We start from the raw sequence: 16817 nt of genomic DNA on the forward strand, positions 1-16817 counted from the left end.
TGACTGTCGTCCACCGGAAGAACTCTCTGAGCGTCTTCCACGGACCAGCGTCCTGAAAGACTAATCAGGATGATGGTGATGATGGTGGTTACGAACGGTGAAAACAGTCATGGTGAAATCTCGTGTCTGGTTAATGATCGCTGCTGTTATCGATTGAGCATGTATACAGCCAGTGATGCCTAGATAGACTTAGTGTGAATTCAACTTAAACCAAAGCGCCAACCAAAAGCAACAGTAAATTTTGCTGTAGTGAATAACACGCTGAGTCAGCAAAGTTGGTTGTATTTTATGCTGCATCTAGCGTGAAAGGCTGGTTATTTGTGATAGGCATGTTTTCGCATTCTTGGGGCTTGCTGCGCATAGACAACATCGAACGCAGATAGGGAAGAGTATGACGTGATGTTAACAGTGTCGCGAAAAGTGCAGTGATGAAAAGTCCCGTAATAAAAAGTGCCGTGAAAAGCACATGACAAAAAGGATAACGGAGCCCTAACCAGATGGCGAGTGAAGCCAATATCCCCATTTTGCATAACACTTTGCATAGCAGATTGCACAGATCCGGTTGGCCGCCGCGCCAGCGGACAGGCATAATGACCGCTTCACTCACTCAATTTTCGATGGCAGGCCGGCGCGCGTGACAGACAACTATTTTGCAGACGATGGCATTCTGGCCCGTAACATTGAGGGCTTTCGCGCCCGTGAACCGCAGCGTCAGATGGCGCAAGCAGTCGGTGAGGCCATTGAGCACAAATCCGCGCTGGTGGTGGAAGCGGGAACCGGCACCGGGAAAACCTATGCCTATTTGGTGCCGGCTCTGGCTGCCAAGCGCAAAACCATCATCTCTACCGGCTCGAAAAACTTGCAAGATCAGCTGTTTCGCCGCGATTTACCTACTATCGAAGGCGCGCTCAATTTCACGGGCCGAGTCGCGTTGCTCAAAGGGCGGGCCAATTACCTGTGTCTGGATCGCCTCGATCGGCAAATGGCGGAAAGTCATCTGACCGATAAAACGGTGCTGGCGGATCTGGTGCGGATCCGCACTTGGTCATCATCCAGCGACAGTGGCGATCTGAGCGATTGCGATGCGGTGGCCGAAGACAGCCCAGTGCTGCCGATGGTCACCAGTACCAACGAGTCTTGCCTTGGTACTGAGTGTCCGCAGTATCAAGAGTGCTACGTAGTGCGGGCGCGTCGCCGTGCGCTGGAAGCCGATGTGGTGGTGGTAAACCATCACCTGTTTTTGGCTGATATGGTGGTCAAAGAGACCGGTTTTGCCGAGTTAATTCCAGAAGCGGAAGTGATCATTTTCGACGAAGCGCACCAGCTGCCGGATATCGCCAGTCAGTATTTTGGTCAGTCACTGACCTCGCGCCAATTGCTGGACTTAGGTAAAGACATGCTGCTCGGTTATCACCTCGAAGTGCGCGATGTGGCGCAGTTGAGCAAGTGTGCCGAGCGGTTAACCCAGACCGCGCAAGATTTATGCATTGTGTTGAACGGTGGCATCGGGCGAGGAAACTGGCGCGATGCGCTGAAAAATCCGCTGATCCAACGCGAATTATCACGTTTAAATGATGCGCTGGATTTTGCGGCCGAAGTGCTGCGCTTGGTGGTGGGGCGCTCTAAATTGCTCGACGCCGCGTTTGAGCGGGCTGAGCAGTTTCGCGCACGTCTCAAGCGCCTGAGCGACACCGATGTTACCGGTTACAGTTACTGGTATGAAAGCTCGGGGCGACATTTTAGTTTGAACCTGACGCCGCTCAGTGTGGCGGACAAATTCAGCGAGCAGATGCGCTTGCATCCGGCGGCGTGGATTTTCACCTCTGCCACCTTGGCGGTGGGGGAGAATTTTGACCATTATTGCCAGCGCTTGGGCATCGCCAAGGCACGCCAGCTGACGCTGACCAGCCCGTTTGATTATCCTTCGCAGGCATTGCTGTGTGTGCCCCGTTTTCTGCCGGAGCCGAATCGTCCTTATACCGCGGAGGCGCTGGTGAACTTGCTGACCCCAGTGATTGAGGCCAGCCAAGGGCGCTGTTTTTTCCTGTGCACCTCGCATCAGATGATGCGTGATTTGGCTGAGCGATTTCGGGCGCGCTTAAGTCTACCGGTGTTGGTGCAAGGGGAAACCGGCAAGCAAAAATTGCTGGAAACCTTTGTTGAGCACGGCAATGCTTTACTGGTGGCGACGGGCAGTTTCTGGGAAGGGGTGGATGTGCGCGGCCAAGCACTGTCTTGCGTGATTATCGACAAACTGCCGTTTACCGCGCCTGATGATCCGCTATTAAAAGCGCGCATGGAAGATAGCCAGCGTCGCGGTTGCGATCCCTTCAGTGATGTGCAGTTGCCGGATGCGGTGATCACCTTAAAGCAAGGGGTGGGCCGTTTGATTCGAGATACTCAAGACCGTGGTGTGGTAGTGATTTGCGATGCGCGCTTGGTGTCGCGTCCTTATGGGCAGGTGTTTTTGGAAAGCTTGCCGCCGTTGCCGCGCTCGCGTGATGTCGGACAGGCGATTGCGTTTTTGCATCAGATTGCACCGCACGGGGAATAGTTCGGATGGGCAATCGCCCGTATCGGAAAAGCTGTGGTATGAAAGTGCTGTGGTCTGAAGGCGCTATGGTATGATGTTGGGCTACTCTGAATTAGCTCGTTGTTATTGATTGATCCGAGGTCTGGATGTCAACCCGAATTCTGGCGCTAGATACCGCCACTGAAGCCTGCTCTGCTGCCCTGTGGGTAGACGGAGAGGTATATGCCGTTTCCGAAGTCTGTCCGCGTGAGCATACGCAGCGCATTTTACCGATGGTGCAGCAGATGCTGGCTGAAGCCGGCCTGACCCTGAATCAACTGGATGCGCTGGCTTTTGGCCGTGGACCGGGCAGTTTTACCGGCGTGCGGATTGGCGTTGGCGTGGCGCAAGGTCTGGCGTTGGGCGCAGATTTGCCGATGATCGGGGTTTCGAACCTGCTGGCGATGGCGCAAGGTGCGTACCGGGTACAGCAACATCAGCAAGTGCTGGTGGCGATTGATGCGCGTATGGGCGAAGTTTATTGGGGCCAGTATCTGCGTGTCGATAATGGTGAGTGGCAGGTACTGGGTGAAGAAGCGGTACTCGAACCTCAAAGTGTACAGGTGATCACTGAGGGTGAGACTCACCAGTGGGCGACGGCTGGTACCGGTTTTACTGTTTATCCGACCTTGGCCCTGCAAGACGGTGTGGTACTGACCGACAGCGGTATTTTGCTGCCTGAAGCGCGCGATATGTTGCCACAGGCTCTGGCTTGCTGGCAGCGCGGTGAAGTGGTAGCGGTCGAGAATGCCGCGCCGGTATACCTGCGTAACAATGTGGCCTGGAAAAAGCTGCCGGGCCGTGAATAAGCGGTGAGTGGTGCTTGTCTTATCGGGTGAGTGTTATTCGCTCCCCTACGTATGCGGCGGTCCTGGTGGCCGCCGTATTGTTTATGCGGCATCTGTATAGCCGTCTCTCTGGGCTACTTTGGTCTGAGTGTTATCTCTGTTGCGCGCTATTGTTCTTATCCCTTATCCCTTATCCCTTATCCCTTATCCCTTATCTCGTTGTCGCTCATGTTTGTGTAGTGTTGGTTGGTTTGTCGCTCATGTCGGAGAGGTTGTATTAGTCACTTCGAGTTGGTGAGAGAGTGCGGATAAGTATATTAGCGCACGTTGCAAAGAACATTTGAGCGTGAGGCGTGCGCTGCAAGGCAGCAACTCAGTGCATACACTATGCTCATAGTAGATACCTACCGCGCGGGGTATCGACGCTGCGATGTGGCTGGCCGGCGTTGGCGATGGGCCCACTGATATAGCCGTGGGTTACATCAAGTAAATATGTGTGCTATCGCGTTATCGCGGAGGCCATTATGCGGATCACCTCAGGGCACCGGCTAACCACAACCCGCGTAAGTAAAGTTGTTGCCACCGACGCTATTAACATGCGATCGGTGATATTGCCTCCGCCGCAAGTCGAACGATTAGGTGCGGTCAATCTTCCGGTTGCGGCCGTGCGGGCGATCCCCGCGCTTATGCCATCAGATGATCACCCCGTGCCGATGCAGTTGGAGGACGCGGTACGCGTGTATGAAGGCGAGTGGCTTCCGGCGGGCTGCGCTGATACAGGATACGCACAACATAGCCAACCAAGCGCCATTCAGCATTATCAGCAAATGTTAGCTTTGGCTCGTACAGGTGGGCGACGTTGGACTCCGTCGATTGATGAACGGGTGTAGGCTATGCCGCGCTGAGGCTCTTCAGGTTCAGAGTCCTCACACATAATGACTTTGTACAAAGTTCGCACACAGTCGGGTTTGCACAAAGTCTGGCTGGCGCGGTTATTTGTCATATGAAATGCTGCGATTTTCGGCAGCTGTAAATCATTACCGAATATATCCGGATGTAAATTCAGCATAAGATACCGCTCTTTGCCGACAACATGCTATTATCTCCGACCTTTGTCGCAGAATCTCTGATAAATACGGCAACACCATCATCCTATACAGGCGGTCGCTGAGCGCCGAATGGCAATAAATAAACGCCTGTTTGAAAATGTGTTGTTAATCCATTGTTAATAATGCGGTGGCGATGTAAAGTAGTCTTGCTATTAGAGCATTTATCCTACGTACCCGTCATACCCGTATTCGTAAGGCCGGCCCGGGGTGCTCCTCCTGAGGTGTGGCATACAACAAAATACATTGAGGAGACTTACCGTGGAAAAGGTTTGGCTTTCCAGTTATCCGGCTGACGTGCCGGCTGAAATCAACCCTGATCAATACTCATCTCTGGTAGACATGTTCGAACAGGCCGTGCAGCGTTATGCCGATCAGCCGGCGTTTATCAACATGGGCCAGGTGATGACCTTCCGTAAGCTCGAAGAAAGCAGCCGTGCCTTTGCCGCTTACCTGCAAAATGAACTGAAACTGCAAAAAGGGGAGCGGGTGGCGCTGATGATGCCAAACCTGCTGCAATACCCGATTGCACTGTTCGGTATTTTGCGTGCCGGTCTGATTGCCGTGAATGTTAACCCGCTGTATACCCCGCGTGAGCTGGAGCATCAGCTGAACGATAGCGGTGCTAAGGCGATTGTGATTGTCTCCAACTTTGCCCATACCTTGGAAAAAGTGGTGTACCAGACCAGCGTCAAGCATGTGATCTTAACGCGCATGGGCGATCAGCTGTCGATGGCAAAAGGCACCTTGGTGAACTTTGTGGTTAAGTACATCAAGAAGATGGTGCCAAAGTACAATTTGCCGGATGCGATTTCGTTTCGTGGTGCGCTGCGTAAAGGGCGTGCCCAGCAATACGTGAAACCACTGATCACCGCGCAAGACATTGCCTTTTTACAGTACACCGGGGGTACAACTGGGGTGTCGAAAGGGGCGATGCTGGCGCACAGCAATATGGTGGCTAACGTACTGCAAGCCAAAGCCGGTTATTCACCGATTTTGGAAGAAGGCCGTGAGCTGGTGGTCACAGCGCTGCCGCTGTATCACGTGTTTGCGTTGACCGTGAACTGCTTGCTGTTTTTGGAGATGGGCGGAAGTAACCTGCTGATCACCAACCCGCGTGATATTCCAGGCTTTGTTAAAGAGCTGGCGCGTTATAAAGTGACCGCGATCACCGGTGTGAACACCCTGTTTAATGCGCTGATCCACAACGAAGATTTCCGTGAGCTGAATTTCAGTACCCTGCGTTTGACTGTGGGCGGTGGAATGTCAGTACAGCGCGCCGTTGCCGAGCAGTGGCAAAAGCTGACTGGCACCAAGCTGCTGGAAGGTTATGGCTTGACCGAATGTTCTCCGCTGGTTGCTGGCTGCCCGTATAATCTGGCTGGTTATAATGGCGCGATTGGTTTGCCGGTGCCGTCTACTGACATCAAGTTGGTGGATGATGACGGCCACGAAGTGGCGCACGGTGAAGCTGGCGAGTTGTGGGTTAAAGGCCCGCAGGTGATGCAGGGTTACTGGCAGCGTCCAGAAGCCACGGCAGAAATTCTGCAAGATGGTTGGCTGGCGACTGGTGATATCGTGCGTATCGATGATGAAGGCTTTATGCGCATCGTGGATCGTAAGAAAGACATGATTCTGGTGTCGGGTTTTAACGTCTATCCGAATGAAATCGAAGACGTGATTGCTCATCATCCGAAAGTGTTGGAAGTGGCCGCGGTGGGTGTACCGAGTGAAGCGTCTGGCGAAGCGGTGAAGATTTGCGTGGTCAAAAAAGACCCGTCATTAACCCGTGATGAGCTGATGGCGTTTTGCCGTAAAAACCTGACCGGTTACAAATGCCCGAAAATTGTTGAGTTCCGGGATGAGCTTCCGAAGACAAATGTGGGTAAAATACTGCGGCGAGTACTGCGTGAAGAACAGCAGACAGCCGAACCTGCCGCCGCTGAGGTGAGTGTGCAGGCCAAAGCATCCTAATTTGGATGTCCCGCTGACTGATGAAACGCCGGCTGCTGCCGGCGTTTTCTTTATGTGTTGTTGAAAAGTTTTAAAGAGAAGAATGTTGTGGATTACCGACTGATTACCACTGATGAAGCCTTGCGGCAGGTTTGTCTGCGCGCATCCGGAGCATCACGGGTTGCGATTGATACTGAATTTGTACGCACCCGGACGTTACATCCACAACTCGGGCTGGTACAGCTGTATGACGGACAGGATGTATCGCTGATTGACCCGATTGCCATTTCCGATTTGAGCCCGCTGCGTGATCTGCTGTGTAACCCGCAGGTCGTTAAAATTTTGCATGCGTGCGGCGAAGATCTGGAAGTGTTCCAGCATGCGCTGGGGATTATGCCGTCACCGATGTTAGATACCCAAGTTATGGCCGCCTTCTTAGGCCACCGCATCTCGACCGGTTTCGGTGCATTGGTTGCCGAGTATTTGGGTGTTGAGCTGGATAAAGGCGAAGCGCGTACCGATTGGCTGGCGCGTCCGCTGACTGAAAAACAGTGTCACTATGCGGCGGCGGATGTGTATTACTTGCTGCCGATGTATGAGCGGTTACAAGAAAAACTGACCGCAGCCGGTTGGCAAGATGCTGTGGATGCAGAGTGTCATCAGATTGTGGTGCGTCGTTCGCACGTAACGCCACCCGATGAGCTGTACTGCGATATTGGCAATGCGTGGCAATTGCGCCCACGCCAGCTGGCCGTGCTCAAGTTGCTGGCTAAATGGCGTTATCACGAGGCTGAACGCCGCGATCTGGCACTGAACTTTGTAGTAAAAGAAGCGAACTTGTGGAAAGTGGCGCGCTATATGCCACAGTCGTTGAGCGATCTGAATAACCTAGAGCTGGAAAATCCGGAAATCCGTTTTCATGGCAAAACGATGTTAGCAATGGTGCAAGCCGCCAAAGCGTTGCCGGATAGCGAATGTCCTGCGCCGCTGAGTCGTCTGGTGGATAACCCAGAATACAAAGCGACCTTAAAGCGGGTGAAGGCGTTTATCACCGAGCAAGAAGGGGTGACCGGCTTGAGCAGTGAATTGTTGGCGTCACGTCGCCAAATTCACCAGCTGCTGAGCTGGACGTGGAATTACACGCCCGAAGAGAGACAGCACCACGAGCAACCGGAGTTGTTATCCGGCTGGCGCGGTGCTCTGATGGGTGAACGTTTGCAACAGCTACTGGAACAGCCGGCCTAAGCCGGCAGTTGCCGACTGTTTATTTGGCATCTTCCGGCAGGGTGACGTTCAATTCCAAGATGGAAATGTCGTCACCCTTTTGCTCCAGCTGAACGGTGACATGTTCTGGGTCAATTTGCACGTACTTGCAAATCACCGCCAGAATGTCTTGCTTCAGTGCCGGTAAATAGTGCGGTTCACTATCGCCACGGCGACGTTCAGCAACAATAATCTGCAAACGCTCCTTGGCGATACTTGCCGTCTGTTTTTTACGGGACAGGAAAAAATCGAGGAGCGCCATGAGTTATCCCCCAAACAGTCGTTTTAAAAAGCCTTTCTTCTCTTCCTCAAGGAAACGGAAAGGTCGCTCGGTACCCAGCAGGCGTTCGACCGTATCAAGATAGGCCTGACCTGCTTCAGATTCCTTATCAAGAATGACCGGTTCACCTTGGTTCGATGCACGCAGCACCGACGGGCTTTCCGGGATCACCCCTAACAGCGGGATACGCAGGATCTCTTCCACGTCCTGCACACTCAGCATATCGCCACGGGTCACGCGGCCAGGGCTGTAGCGAGTGAGCAGCAGGTGCTCTTTAATCGGATCTTGGCCTTTTTCGGCGCGGCGGGATTTGGAGGACAAAATTCCCAAGATGCGGTCAGAATCACGCACTGAAGAGACTTCAGGGTTCGTGGTCACAATGGCTTCGTCGGCAAAATAGAGTGCCATCAGGGCGCCGGTTTCGATACCTGCCGGTGAGTCACACAGCACGTATTCGAACTCCATTTTATCCAGCTCTTCCAGCACTTTTTCGACGCCTTCACGGGTCAGTGCTTCTTTATCACGGGTTTGGGATGCGGGCAGGATGTAGAGATTGTCGACGCGCTTATCCTTAATCAGAGCTTGGTTCAAGCTGGCATCGCCATGGATGACGTTTACAAAGTCATACACCACGCGGCGCTCACAGCCCATGATTAAGTCCAGATTACGCAGGCCGATATCAAAGTCGATCACGACCGTTTTCTTTCCCTTCAATGCTAAACCGGTGGCAATGGCTGCGCTTGAAGTGGTTTTGCCAACGCCTCCTTTACCAGAGGTTACAACGATGATACGTGCCATGAGGGGGTTCCTTGTCAAAAAGGGTCTATATCAAAGGGCTTCAAAATGAATGTTATTATCTCGTAATACCACGCGGGTGGCTTTTTTCCAGACTTCTGTCGGAATTTGCTCACTGAGAGCATATTGTCCTGAAATCGACAGCAACTCGGCCTGCATATTGAGACAGAAGATGCTGCTGTCTGGTCGACCATCTGCGCCGGCAGCGGCGCGTCCGCGCATGATTCCGTAGACATGGATATGACCGTCCGCTATCAGCTCGGCACCCTCGCTGACATGGTTATTCACGATCAAATCACAATTCTTGGCATAGATACGTTGTCCGGAGCGAACCGGGGTATTAATGACCTTGGTGGCAACCGCCGTCATCACGGGTTCGGGCTCGATAGCTTCCGGGGCCGGTTTGCTTTCGGGCTTTGGCTCTTTGGTTTTACCTTCGGTGAGAATAGGCAGACCCGCTTTGCGGACTGTCTCGCGCTGTTTTTCATTAATACAGCCACTGACACCCACCAAAAATAAGCCGGCTTCTCGGATCACTCGCTTTAAACGACGAAAGTCTGCCTGCTCTGCCAGATCAGCGACATTCAACACCACTGGCGCGCCCTGAAAAAAAGCAGGGGCTTGCTGCACTTTGGCAGACAATGCTTGTTTGAGTTGATTCGGATCTGAAGTGTGTGGATGAACCACCGTAAGAGTAAAGTTGCTTCCCTTCAGATCGACAAGGTGTTGTGACATAAGTCGGATTCGTTTCCCCGGTGCGTCCTGGCAATATTCGGCACGACAAGAATATAATTTATTTATCCTTAACATGTTATAGTCACAACCCTGCTTACGCAAGAGAACATGAGGGATTCAGTCGAGATGTGGTGCGCAATCTACAAAAGTTTAAGACGCGAAGAAACCTATTTATATGTAGAGAAAAGAGACGACTTTTCTCGTGTTCCTGAGGAATTATTGCGAGGTTTTGGAAAGCCGCAATTAGTCATGCTTTTTCCTCTGGATGGATCAAAGCGTCTTGTTAATATCGATTTAAATAAATTGAAAACCTGTCTGACTGAACAGGGTTTTTATTTACAGTTACCGCCGCCAAAAGAAAACTTATTAAAACAGCATTGTTTAGAAAATAATCACACTGAAAAACAAAACGACGACTAGACGACGCCGAAAAAACTCAGTGAACTGATTCATTCAGGCATAAATCTCCGCGTGCCGGAGTCGGATCTCTTCGCGGCCGCGGATATTGCTCACCATCGAGCTGTGAGGACGGCTGCACATGAGAAGAACGATTCTGTCTGTTATGGCATTGAGCCTGATCTTATCCGGCTGTGCGACGACGACGGCGGCTGAAAATACGGCCCAACAGCGCGCGCCGGCCACCACCAATGCCGATAAAGCCAATTCCTCATCGGCAGAACAAATGCCCGTTCCCGAAGGATTTGCCCCTTTTATTGAACAACTCAAACAGCAAGCCATTGCCGAAGGGCTCGCGCCGGAGACCGTAGAGCGCGGGTTTGCCGACGTGTATTTTCTGGAGCGTGCGGTGCAATCTGATCGCGGCCAGCCAGAATTTAAGCTGACCTTATCGCAATACCTGCAAAAAAGCCTGACCCCGGCCAAAATCAAAAAAGCCCGTGAGATGTATCAGCAGTATCAACCGCTGCTGACGCGCATTGGCCGTGAATATGGTGTACAGCCGCAATACATCGTGGCGTTGTGGGGCTCAGAGAGCAGTTTTGGCCGTTATACTGGCAACGAAGATGTGATTTCGGCGCTCTCTACGCTGGCGTTTGAAGGGCGTCGCCAAGCGTTTTTCACCAAACAGGTGATGGCTGCGCTCAAAATTCAGCAACAAGGTCATATCGCACCGGAGCTGATGAAAGGCTCATGGGCGGGGGCGATGGGGCAGTGCCAGTTTATGCCGACCTCCTTTTTGACCTATGCCGCTGACGGTGATGGCGATGGTCACAAAGATATCTGGAACAATGTGGCGGATGTGTTTGCCTCAACCGCCAACTATCTGGCCACCGAGGGCTGGAACGATCAGCAAAGTTGGGGGATGAAAGTGCGCTTACCGGCGGGATTATCATCGGCCTTGGCAGGCACCAAGACCGAGCAGGGGAAAACGGTGGCCAAGTGGCAGGCTCTCGGCGTGCGTTTAGCGGATGGTGCTGCCTTGCCTCATCCACAGCGAAAAGCGTGGTTAGTGATCCCGGATGATGACAGCGCCCAAGCAATGCTGGTATACAACAATTATCGCACATTGATGCACTGGAACCGCTCGTACTATTTTGCCACCAGCGTTGGCATGCTGGCCGATGCGATTGTCGCGCCTTAAGCGGCGCTGTTATCGGTTCAGTTAGCGTTAAAGCATGGTGGGCATGACATGCATGCGGCGTAAGGTTGCAACGGACACATCATTTAAGGAGGCATGATGTATCAGCATACGGACTGGCAGGGAAATCCGATTGATTTTCCGGTCGGCAAGGTGGTTTGTGTCGGGCAAAACTACGCTGCGCATATTCAGGAGATGGGCAGTGTTGCAGCAGCTGAGCCGGTCTTGTTTTTGAAGCCGGATACCGCGCTGTGTGATTTGCGCCATCCGCTGACCTTGTTGCAAGGGTATGGCGAGGTGCACCATGAAACTGAAATGGCGGTATTGATTGGCGCGACTTTACAGAAAGTCACTCCTGCGCAAGCAATGTTAGGCGTTGCTGGTTACGGGTTGGCACTGGATTTGACGCTGCGCGAGCTGCAAAGCGAATGTAAGCGCACTGGCCGACCGTGGGAAAAGGCCAAAGCCTTTGATGGCTCTTGCCCTGTATCGGGTTTTATTCCCGCCTCAGATATCAGCGAGCCGATGGCCGTGGCGTTTTCCTTAACGGTTAACGGCGAGCTGCGTCAGCAAGGCAATACCGCGCGTATGCTCACGCCAGTGGCGGAGCTTATCAGTTATATGAGCCGTTTTTTTACCCTCAAAGCGGGGGATGTAATTTTAACTGGCACGCCTGAAGGGGTGGGGCCATTGCTGGTGGGGGATGTGCTCAATTTCACCTTTGCCGGACGCACATTACAGACCCGCGTGCGAGCCTAAGCTCTGGCGGTGTGTTCTGTCATGCGGGTTAAACCGCAAGCTAGCCGACAATAAAAAAGCCCGCAGCAGCGGGCTTTTTTGTGTACTGAGTTTGTTGCTAACTCCGGCTTATCTGTGCTTAGGCGCGGTCTTGACGACGTTGACCAGCGGCACCTTTAGCGGCCGGCTTACCACCTTGACGGTTGGCCGGTGCTGACTTGCCATTCTTGCTATTGGCGCGTGCGCCATTGGCATTGCGTGGTGCTTGGCCTGCAGACGGCGCGCCTTTTCCGTGTGACGCGCCTTTGCTTTGCGGTGCTGGCTTGCCAGACTGTCCGACCGGTTTACGTCCGTTCGCGCCTTTGGGGGCTGCGGCGGCACCTTTCGTGGACGCAGATGCGCCATTGGCCGGACGGCCTTTACCGGCTTGCTCTTGGCGGTTACCGCGTTGCTGGCTATTACCGGCTCCGTTACTGCGCTGATGGCCGATATCGGTATGCTTGGTCAGCGCGGTACGCACCCCTTTGGCGCCAGTTTTGCCGTTTTGCTGGATCTCACGCGCGGAAGCCGGCGGGATCAAATGTTGTGGACCGGTACCAATCAAACGCATCAAGCTCATTTCACGCAACGCTTCGCGGATCATCGGCCAGCCGGCAGGGTCATGGTAGCGCAGCAGCGCTTTGTGCAGGCGGCGCTGACGCTCACCACGCGCTACGGCAACATCTTCACTCTTGTAATCCACTTTCCCTAACGGGTTTTTACCGGAGTAATACATGGTGGTGGAGTTAGCCAGCGGTGAGGGATAGAAGTTTTGCACCTGATCCAAACGGAAACGGTTCTTCTTCAGCCACAGCGCCAGATTGACCATGTCTTCATCGCGGGTACCTGGGTGCGCTGAGATGAAGTACGGGATCAGATATTGCTCTTTACCGGCTTCTTTAGAGTACTGTTCAAACAGCTCTTTAAAGCGGTAATAAGAGCCCATCCCCGGTTTCATCATCTTGGACAGCGGGCCTTCTTCGGTATGCTCCGGTGCAATCTTCAGATAACCACCGACGTGGTATTTCGCCAGCTCTTTAACGTAGCGCGGATCTTGTACCGCCAGATCGTAACGTACCCCTGAGGCAATCAGAATTTTCTTGATGCCTTTCAGATCGCGGGCGCGGCGATACAGCTTAATGGTTGGCTCATGGTTAGTATCCATGTGCTGACAAATATCCGGGTAGACGCAAGAGGCACGGCGACAGGTTTGTTCTGCGCGCGGGCTTTGGCAGCGCAACATATACATGTTGGCGGTTGGGCCACCCAGATCGGAAATCACGCCCGTAAAGCCCGGCACTTTATCGCGGATCTCTTCAATCTCGGAAATGATGGAATCTTCCGAGCGGCTTTGAATAATGCGACCTTCGTGCTCGGTAATAGAGCAGAAAGAGCAACCACCGTAGCAACCGCGCATAATATTGACCGAGAAACGGATCATGTCATAGGCCGGGATCTTGGCCTTGCCATACGCCGGATGTGGAATCCGCTGGTAAGGCAGGGCAAATACCCAGTCCATCTCTTCGGTGGTGAGTGGAATGGCTGGCGGATTGATCCACACATAGCGGTCGCCATGTTTTTGCATCAGCGCACGGGCGCAGCCCGGGTTGGTTTCATGGTGCAAAATCCGCGAGGTGTGAGCATACATCACTTTGTCGCTCTTCACCTTTTCGTAAGATGGCAGCAGGATATAGGTTTTTTCCCACGGTTTTGGCCGTGGCGGCTGTACGACTACGGCTTTGGCCTGAGGCTGCGCGGGTTGCACACTGTTATCCGCGCCGTTATCGCTGCAAGGCGCATCTTCCATATATGGATTAGGGATAGGATCGATATGGCCTGGTTTGTCGATACGGGTTGAGTCGACACCTTTCCAGTCATACAGCGCTTCTTTGCGCATTACCGCGCTGCCGCGGATATCCTGCATCTGTTCGATGGTTTCACCGGCCGCAAAGCGGTGGGCGATATCAATCAGTGGGCGCTCGGCGTTACCGTAAATCAGTAAATCTGCTTTGGAGTCGACCAACACGGAGCGGCGCACGGTATCAGACCAGTAATCATAGTGCGCGATACGGCGCAGACTGGCTTCGATACCGCCAATCACTACCGGCACATCTTTGTAGGCTTCTTTACAACGCTGGCTGTACACCAATACCGCGCGATCTGGGCGCTTACCGCCTTCATTATTTGGCGTGTAGGCATCATCATGACGCAGTTTGCGATCGGCGGTGTAACGGTTGATCATCGAGTCCATGTTACCGGCGGTCACCCCGTAAAAGAGGTTCGGTTTGCCGAGCTTCATGAAATCGTTTTTATTGGTCCAGTCCGGTTGTGCGATAATACCGACGCGGAAACCTTGCGCTTCCAGCATTCGGCCGATAATGGCCATGCCGAAGCTCGGGTGATCCACATAGGCATCACCGGTGACGATAATGATGTCACAACTGTCCCAGCCTAGCTGATCCATCTCCTCGCGGGACATGGGAAGAAACGGTGCGGTTCCATAACACTCCGCCCAATAACGTGGGTAAGAGAATAAAGAACGTTCCGGCTGGATCAAACTGGTACTCATGGTGACTTATCGCTCCGGTTAGTCAAAGACGTGCGGCGTATGCAAAGCGCGCGATTATACTCTGTTTATTGCACAGGCGCGAATCACCTTTTGGCCTTGGGCGTGGAATCTCGGGCAATGGCTTGCAACTTGGCAGCCAAGCCGTTATAAACGTCCACCCGGCTGAGCCTGAGTAATTTTTCATCTGATTAAAGATAAACCATAAGTAATTAAAAATATGACTGAGCAAGTGTTCTGGCAAACCAAAACCCTCGATGAAATGACCGACGCAGAGTGGGAAGCCCTGTGTGACGGCTGTGGGCAGTGCTGCCTGCACAAGCTGATTGATGCGGATACGGATGAGCTGTATTACACCAACGTGGCCTGCGATCAGCTGGATCTGCATACCTGCCAGTGCCGCAACTATGCCACCCGTTTTGAGCTGGAGCCGGATTGCATCAAGCTTACTCGTGAAAATATGAATACTTTTGAGTGGCTGCCGGCAACCTGTGCCTATCGTCTGTTGGATGAGGGGAAAGGTCTGCCTGCGTGGCATCCACTGGTCTCCGGTACCTCGGAAAGCATGCATGACGCCGGTATTTCGGTGCGTGACCAGTGTGTGTATGAAATTGATGTGATTGATTGGGAAGAGCACATCACGAATAAGCCTAAATGGGTTCGTTAAGTTATGCACGGCTCACTCACTGAGCGTTCGTTAACAGAACGCTCTTTAACAGACGGTTCTCTAACAGGCAGTTCTCTAACAGACAGCCCGCTCACGTCAACTTGCACGGGTATTGCCTCAACGCAAGAGACAGCATGGATGCAGGATGAGTTTATCAGCGTTGGGCGCGTGGTGTTGGCCCCGATGGAAGGGGTGCTCGATCCGCAACTGCGTGATTTGCTGACGCGGCACAATGATTACGATTTGTGTGTCACCGAGTTTGTGCGCGTGGTGGATTCGTTGCTACCGGAGCATGTCTATTATCGCTTGTGCCCCGAGCTGCATCAGGGCGGGTTTACCTCATCGGGTACACCCGTGCGGGTGCAGCTACTCGGTCAGTCACCGCAATGGCTGGCGGAAAACGCGGCGCGTGCCGTCGCGTTGGGCTCACAGGGTGTGGATTTGAACTGCGGTTGTCCGTCGAAAAAGGTCAACGGCAGTGATGGCGGTGCGTCATTGCTCAAAGATCCCGACCTTATTTATCGCGCGGCCAAAGCGATGCGCGAGGCGGTGCCGATGACTCATCCGGTGACGGTAAAAGTCCGTCTGGGGTGGGATAGCACGGCGCACAGTCTCGAAATCGCCGATGCAGTGCAGCAAGCCGGTGCAACCGAGATTGCTGTGCATGGCCGCACCAAAGCGGATGGCTATAAAGCAGATCGTATTGATTGGCCGGCGATTGCTCAGATCCGGCAGCGGCTGTCGATTCCGGTGATTGCTAACGGTGAGATCACCGATTACGCCAGTGCCCAGCAGTGTATGCGGGTGAGCGGTTGTCGCGATCTGATGGTTGGACGTGGGGCGCTGAATCTGCCTAATCTGGCCAATGTCATTAAATATGATGCGCCGGCTCTGCGCTGGGTGCAGGTGATCCAGCTACTGCTAGCGTATACCGCCTTGGAGAAAGCGGGCGATAAAGGCTTTTATCACTCGGCCCGCATTAAGCAGTGGTTTAGCTATTTACGCCGTCAGTATCCACAAGCCGATAGCCTGTTTAGCCAGATCCGCACCGCGCAAAGTGTCGGTGAGATGAGCCAATTACTGCAAGATGCACTGCATGCGCAGTAATCCAGCGTCTGGTGAACATAAAAAATGCCGCATTTAGTGCGGCATTTTTTCATTGCAGAGTCAGAGATTAACGCCACATGGAGCGTTTTTCTTTACCAATGGCCATGCCCAGCGCAATCACAATGGCCACAATCAGGTAGGCGGCAAACACTACAATCAGCCAGCCCGGCATCGTCAGACCTAACCAGTGCCACTGATCTTGCGCGCAATCGCCGTAGGCTTCAAAGATCCCCGGCATCCACTTATTCAGCGGTAACCAGCTCGGGAAACGCACCATAAAATCACAAGTCTGGAATGGGGAAGGGTTCACCTGCAGCTGATTGTGCTCCCAAGCCAGCAGTAATCCCTGCCATGCACTGTAAATCCATAACACTAATGCTGACCAGCGAATAGCCGGTTGTTTCGGGTTACACAACCCCAGCAGCGCCGCACCCATGATGCCGAACAGGGCGACTCGCTCATAAATACACATCACACACGGCTCCAGCAGCATGATGTGCTGGAAAAACAGCGCGGTCAATTCCAGCCCGAGCGTGGTTAAAAACATCAGAAACCATGCCAGACGACCGGTAGAAAAGCGGTATAAACTATCCCACATTGTTGTTGATTCC

Annotated in this window: 15 protein-coding genes and 1 other annotated feature (1 of these 16 running past the window's edge); of the genes, 10 read left to right on the top strand and 5 right to left on the bottom strand. The window is 53.1% G+C overall.

The genetic code is table 11. The annotated features are described in order from the left end of the window. Positions 1–85: a sequence feature (His leader region), on the bottom strand (it extends 46 nt beyond the left edge of the window). 549 nt (positions 86–634) lie between these two features. The 5 genes from LQ901_RS03300 (at position 635) to rnd (ending at position 7664) form a co-directional block, all read left to right on the top strand. Then, entirely contained in the window at positions 635–2554 is a 1920-nt protein-coding gene (locus tag LQ901_RS03300; protein ID WP_178018034.1) for an ATP-dependent DNA helicase, read from the top strand. Between the two features lie 125 nt (positions 2555–2679). Beyond that, the gene (tsaB, locus tag LQ901_RS03305; protein WP_233671969.1) at positions 2680–3381 is read left to right on the top strand and encodes a tRNA (adenosine(37)-N6)-threonylcarbamoyltransferase complex dimerization subunit type 1 TsaB; all 702 of its coding nucleotides are present in this window, start codon (positions 2680–2682) and stop codon (positions 3379–3381) included. Between the two features lie 575 nt (positions 3382–3956). Continuing rightward, entirely contained in the window at positions 3957–4250 is a 294-nt protein-coding gene (locus tag LQ901_RS03310) for a hypothetical protein (RefSeq protein ID WP_152136383.1), read from the top strand. Positions 4251–4727: 477 nt separating this feature from the next. After that, complete coding sequence (fadD, locus tag LQ901_RS03315) at positions 4728–6440, top strand: long-chain-fatty-acid--CoA ligase FadD (protein ID WP_010864171.1); 1713 nt, start codon at positions 4728–4730, stop codon at positions 6438–6440. Positions 6441–6527: 87 nt separating this feature from the next. Continuing rightward, positions 6528–7664, top strand: a complete 1137-nt coding sequence (rnd, locus tag LQ901_RS03320; RefSeq protein ID WP_010864170.1) for a ribonuclease D — start codon at positions 6528–6530, stop codon at positions 7662–7664. A gap of 19 nt (positions 7665–7683) precedes the next feature. Here the strand turns inward: rnd and minE are convergent, their stop codons facing one another. The 3 genes from minE to minC are packed head-to-tail and all read right to left on the bottom strand — an operon-like array spanning position 7684 to position 9492. Beyond that, the gene (gene minE / locus LQ901_RS03325; RefSeq protein WP_010864169.1) at positions 7684–7944 is read right to left on the bottom strand and encodes a cell division topological specificity factor MinE; all 261 of its coding nucleotides are present in this window, start codon (positions 7942–7944) and stop codon (positions 7684–7686) included. A 3-nt stretch (positions 7945–7947) separates the two neighbouring features. Beyond that, positions 7948–8760: a septum site-determining protein MinD gene (minD, locus tag LQ901_RS03330; RefSeq protein WP_010864168.1), complete on the bottom strand. Its 813-nt coding sequence runs from the start codon at positions 8758–8760 to the stop codon at positions 7948–7950. Between the two features lie 30 nt (positions 8761–8790). Then, positions 8791–9492 (bottom strand): septum site-determining protein MinC, encoded by a 702-nt coding sequence (minC, locus tag LQ901_RS03335; RefSeq protein WP_036769910.1) that lies wholly within the window; start codon positions 9490–9492, stop codon positions 8791–8793. Between the two features lie 126 nt (positions 9493–9618). On the opposite strand from minC, the gene LQ901_RS03340 reads away from it, so the two are divergent. From LQ901_RS03340 to LQ901_RS03350, 3 genes are all read left to right on the top strand, one after another. Next, entirely contained in the window at positions 9619–9912 is a 294-nt protein-coding gene (locus tag LQ901_RS03340; RefSeq protein ID WP_039045697.1) for a YcgL domain-containing protein, read from the top strand. Between the two features lie 118 nt (positions 9913–10030). After that, a complete protein-coding gene (locus LQ901_RS03345; RefSeq protein ID WP_152136382.1) occupies positions 10031–11092 on the top strand; it encodes a lytic transglycosylase domain-containing protein in 1062 nt (353 codons plus the stop codon). A gap of 96 nt (positions 11093–11188) precedes the next feature. Beyond that, on the top strand, positions 11189–11848 hold the full coding sequence (locus LQ901_RS03350) for a fumarylacetoacetate hydrolase family protein (RefSeq protein WP_112865961.1): 660 nt from the start codon (positions 11189–11191) through the stop codon (positions 11846–11848). 118 nt (positions 11849–11966) lie between these two features. Here the strand turns inward: LQ901_RS03350 and LQ901_RS03355 are convergent, their stop codons facing one another. After that, entirely contained in the window at positions 11967–14435 is a 2469-nt protein-coding gene (locus LQ901_RS03355; RefSeq protein ID WP_152136941.1) for a YgiQ family radical SAM protein, read from the bottom strand. Positions 14436–14652: 217 nt separating this feature from the next. Between LQ901_RS03355 and LQ901_RS03360 the strand changes: the two genes are divergently transcribed. Further along, a complete protein-coding gene (locus LQ901_RS03360) occupies positions 14653–15099 on the top strand; it encodes a YcgN family cysteine cluster protein (RefSeq protein WP_152136380.1) in 447 nt (148 codons plus the stop codon). 138 nt (positions 15100–15237) lie between these two features. Continuing rightward, on the top strand, positions 15238–16206 hold the full coding sequence (gene dusC, locus LQ901_RS03365) for a tRNA dihydrouridine(16) synthase DusC (RefSeq protein ID WP_152105460.1): 969 nt from the start codon (positions 15238–15240) through the stop codon (positions 16204–16206). A 67-nt stretch (positions 16207–16273) separates the two neighbouring features. Here dusC and dsbB read toward each other — a convergent pair whose 3' ends face one another. Further along, complete coding sequence (gene dsbB, locus LQ901_RS03370; RefSeq protein WP_039045574.1) at positions 16274–16804, bottom strand: disulfide bond formation protein DsbB; 531 nt, start codon at positions 16802–16804, stop codon at positions 16274–16276. Positions 16805–16817: the final 13 nt, after the last annotated feature.

The sequence above is a fragment of the Plesiomonas sp. PI-19 genome (assembly GCF_021368255.1).
Classification (GTDB): Bacteria; Pseudomonadota; Gammaproteobacteria; order Enterobacterales; family CAMTGL01; genus Plesiomonas; species Plesiomonas shigelloides.

What these genes read in the sequence shown, in the direction of transcription:
- minD (WP_010864168.1), bottom strand. Translation starts at nt 8,760, where the DNA reads ATGGCACGTATCATCGTTGTAACCTCTGGTAAAGGAGGCGTTGGCAAA.
- LQ901_RS03360 (WP_152136380.1), top strand. Translation starts at nt 14,653, where the DNA reads ATGACTGAGCAAGTGTTCTGGCAAACCAAAACCCTCGATGAAATGACC.
- LQ901_RS03345 (WP_152136382.1), top strand. Translation starts at nt 10,031, where the DNA reads ATGAGAAGAACGATTCTGTCTGTTATGGCATTGAGCCTGATCTTATCC.
- LQ901_RS03340 (WP_039045697.1), top strand. Translation starts at nt 9,619, where the DNA reads ATGTGGTGCGCAATCTACAAAAGTTTAAGACGCGAAGAAACCTATTTA.
- minE (WP_010864169.1), bottom strand. Translation starts at nt 7,944, where the DNA reads ATGGCGCTCCTCGATTTTTTCCTGTCCCGTAAAAAACAGACGGCAAGT.
- LQ901_RS03355 (WP_152136941.1), bottom strand. Translation starts at nt 14,435, where the DNA reads ATGAGTACCAGTTTGATCCAGCCGGAACGTTCTTTATTCTCTTACCCA.
- LQ901_RS03310 (WP_152136383.1), top strand. Translation starts at nt 3,957, where the DNA reads ATGCGATCGGTGATATTGCCTCCGCCGCAAGTCGAACGATTAGGTGCG.
- tsaB (WP_233671969.1), top strand. Translation starts at nt 2,680, where the DNA reads ATGTCAACCCGAATTCTGGCGCTAGATACCGCCACTGAAGCCTGCTCT.
- dusC (WP_152105460.1), top strand. Translation starts at nt 15,238, where the DNA reads ATGCAGGATGAGTTTATCAGCGTTGGGCGCGTGGTGTTGGCCCCGATG.
- dsbB (WP_039045574.1), bottom strand. Translation starts at nt 16,804, where the DNA reads ATGTGGGATAGTTTATACCGCTTTTCTACCGGTCGTCTGGCATGGTTT.
- LQ901_RS03350 (WP_112865961.1), top strand. Translation starts at nt 11,189, where the DNA reads ATGTATCAGCATACGGACTGGCAGGGAAATCCGATTGATTTTCCGGTC.
- minC (WP_036769910.1), bottom strand. Translation starts at nt 9,492, where the DNA reads ATGTCACAACACCTTGTCGATCTGAAGGGAAGCAACTTTACTCTTACG.